Origin of the sequence: Aliiglaciecola litoralis, assembly GCF_039523355.1 — a bacterium.
Taxonomy (GTDB): domain Bacteria; phylum Pseudomonadota; class Gammaproteobacteria; order Enterobacterales; family Alteromonadaceae; genus Aliiglaciecola; species Aliiglaciecola litoralis.
On record NZ_BAAAFD010000022.1, the window covers coordinates 1 to 3,764 of the forward strand.

2 rRNA genes are annotated in these 3,764 nt (G+C 49.3%); both read right to left on the minus strand.

The features are described 5' to 3' along the window. Window positions 1–164 precede the first annotated feature (164 nt). Window positions 165–280, minus strand: a 5S ribosomal RNA gene (gene rrf / locus ABD036_RS18680). Between the two features lie 206 nt (window positions 281–486). Then, window positions 487–3,369: ribosomal RNA gene (locus ABD036_RS18685) — 23S ribosomal RNA — on the minus strand. Window positions 3,370–3,764: the final 395 nt, after the last annotated feature.

Below are 3,764 nucleotides of genomic sequence, written 5' to 3' on the forward strand. Positions count from 1 at the left end.
AACGGGGCTCTCAGGAGCACAGCTCCTGCCGTTTGAACGACTCGAGCTTGCGAGAGGCTGGGAATCCACTTTGTGAAGGTTGACCGCGGAGTAGCTTTGCGCGGATGCGCTTATACGAAAAAGCCCCAACCGTTTTCTGGTTGGGGCTTTTCGTAGAATTGGGAGCCTGGCAGTGTGCTACTCTCACATGGGGAAACCCCACACTACCATCGCCGCTAATACGTTTCACTTCTGAGTTCGGAATGGGATCAGGTGGTACCGTATCGCTATGGCTGCCAGGCAAAACCGGCTGTAAGCCGTCTCCAACTTGATTGGAGAGCTACTTACTTATTACTTCGTCGTTAAACCAAGTAATCTTTAAACTGTTTTAACAAATTTGGTAAAGCTGTGTAATCAAATTGAGTTGCGTACTCTTCTCTTACGTTGTGTTGTCTTGTTGACGTACTTGTCACTCAACACCCATGCTCGAAGGCACTTAGGTGTTGTATGGTTAAGCCTCACGGGCAATTAGTACAGGTTAGCTTAACGCCTTACAACGCTTCCACACCCTGCCTATCTACGTCGTAGTCTTCAACAACCCTTTAGGATAGTTAAACTATCAGGGATGACTCATCTTGGGGCTCGCTTCCCGCTTAGATGCTTTCAGCGGTTATCGATTCCGAACGTAGCTACCGGGCAATGCCATTGGCATGACAACCCGAACACCAGCGGTTCGTCCACTCCGGTCCTCTCGTACTAGGAGCAGCTCCCCTCAATCATCCAACGCCCACACCAGATAGGGACCGAACTGTCTCACGACGTTCTAAACCCAGCTCGCGTACCACTTTAAATGGCGAACAGCCATACCCTTGGGACCGACTTCAGCCCCAGGATGTGATGAGCCGACATCGAGGTGCCAAACACCGCCGTCGATATGAACTCTTGGGCGGTATCAGCCTGTTATCCCCGGAGTACCTTTTATCCGTTGAGCGATGGCCCTTCCATACAGAACCACCGGATCACTATGACCTACTTTCGTACCTGCTCGACGTGTCTGTCTCGCAGTTAAGCTAGCTTATGCCATTGCACTAACCTCACGATGTCCGACCGTGATTAGCTAACCTTCGTGCTCCTCCGTTACTCTTTGGGAGGAGACCGCCCCAGTCAAACTACCCACCAGACACTGTCCACAATCCCGATAAGGGACCAATGTTAGAACATCAAACATACAAGGGTGGTATTTCAACGGCGGCTCCACACAATCTAGCGACTGTGCTTCAAAGCCTCCCACCTATCCTACACATGTAGGTTCAATGTTCAGTGCCAAGCTGTAGTAAAGGTTCACGGGGTCTTTCCGTCTAGGTGCGGGTACACAGCATCTTCACTGCGATTTCAATTTCACTGAGTCTCGGGTGGAGACAGCGTGGCCATGGTTACACCATTCGTGCAGGTCGGAACTTACCCGACAAGGAATTTCGCTACCTTAGGACCGTTATAGTTACGGCCGCCGTTTACCGGGGCTTCGATCAAGAGCTTCGCTTGCGCTAACCCCATCAATTAACCTTCCGGCACCGGGCAGGTGTCACACCGTATACGTCATCTTTCGATTTAGCACAGTGCTGTGTTTTTAATAAACAGTCCCAGCCACCTGGTCACTGCGGCCCCCATCTGCTTACGGCGTAAAGCCTTCACAAACAGGGGCGTACCTTCTCCCGAAGTTACGGTACTATTTTGCCGAGTTCCTTCACCCGAGTTCTCTCAAGCGCCTTAGTATTCTCTACCTGACCACCTGTGTCGGTTTGGGGTACGGTTCGATATATCATAAGTTTAGAGGCTTTTCCTGGAAGCATGGCATCAACAGCTTCGTCACCGTGGTGACTCGTCTCGTGTCTCAGGTTAATGTTAAACCGGATTTACCTAATTCAACGCCCTACGCACTTTCACTTGGATAACCAACACCAAGCCTGCCTAGCCTTCTCCGTCCCCCCTTCACTGATATACCAAGTACGGAAATATTAATCCGTTTCCCATCGACTACGCATTTCTGCCTCGCCTTAGGGGCCGACTTACCCTGCCCTGATTAGCATGGGACAGGAAACCTTGGTCTTCCGGCGTGGGGGTTTTTCACCCCCATTATCGTTACTCATGTCAGCATTCGCACTTGTGATATGTCCAGCTCGCCTCACAGCTCACCTTCAACCACTTACACAACGCTCCCCTACCATACGTGTAAACACGTATCCGCAGCTTCGGTATATTGCTTAGCCCCGTTACATCTTCCGCGCAGGCCGACTCGACTAGTGAGCTATTACGCTTTCTTTAAAGGGTGGCTGCTTCTAAGCCAACCTCCTAGCTGTCTTAGCCTTCCCACATCGTTTCCCACTTAGCAATATTTTGGGACCTTAGCTGGCGGTCTGGGTTGTTTCCCTCTTCACGACGGACGTTAGCACCCGCCGTGTGTCTCCCGGATATCACTCATTGGTATTCGGAGTTTGCAAAGGGTTGGTAAGTCGGGATGACCCCCTAGCCTTAACAGTGCTCTACCCCCAATGGTGTTCGTCCGAGGCGCTACCTAAATAGCTTTCGGGGAGAACCAGCTATCTCCCGGTTTGATTGGCCTTTCACCCCCAGCCACAGGTCATCCCCTGACTTTTCAACGTCAGTGGGTTCGGTCCTCCAGTTGATGTTACTCAACCTTCAACCTGCCCATGGCTAGATCACCGGGTTTCGGGTCTATACCCTGCAACTCAACGCGCAGTTAACGCTCGCTTTCACTACGGCTCCCCTATTCGGTTAACCTTGCTACAGAATATAAGTCGCTGACCCATTATACAAAAGGTACGCAGTCACAGAACAAGTCTGCTCCCACTGCTTGTACGTATACGGTTTCAGGTTCTATTTCACTCCCCTCACAGGGGTTCTTTTCGCCTTTCCCTCACGGTACTGGTTCACTATCGGTCAGTTAGGAGTATTTAGCCTTGGAGGATGGTCCCCCCATATTCAGTCAAGATAACACGTGTCCCGACCTACTCGTTTTCACTTAAAGTTCGCCTTTGTGTACAGGGCTATCACCTTGTATCGCTGTGCTTTCCAACACATTCCACTGGCTTACAATTAGCTTAAGGGCTAATTCCCGTTCGCTCGCCGCTACTAGGGAAATCTCGGTTGATTTCTTTTCCTAAGGGTACTTAGATGTTTCAGTTCCCCTCGTTTGCCTCTACAACCTATGTATTCAGTTGCAGATAATGCATAAATGCACTGGGTTCCCCCATTCGGACATCTGTGGCTCAAATGCGTTTTGTCAGCTCACCACAGCTTTTCGCAGACTTACACGTCCTTCATCGCCTCTAACTGCCTAGGCATCCACCGTATACGCTTAGTCACTTAACCATACAACCCAAAATACCCTCTGTTATTACGTCGTTCTTTTGCCCTATACTTCGCCTTCGCTCGTCGCTTGCTCGGTCATGTAACACGTTACACTCCCTCACTCGCTTCTCGCACGGCTTGCCTAGAACAAAATTACTCGCAATAACACATTGATTTAACATAACAAAGACATGAATGATTGTTATCTAAACCAGGTCGATTTGCGCCTTTTTATTCACAAATCGTTGGTGCTCATCTAAGAGCTTGTGTATGCGTGACAAGTACTAATCACAAAATCAGATAGAGTACGCTTGAAGATTGCTCTTCAATTATTACTCTTTATTTTTGATTACTTTTATCAGCTTTCCAAATTGTTAAAGAACATCGGTAATATCTTACGATACAACCTATAAGGC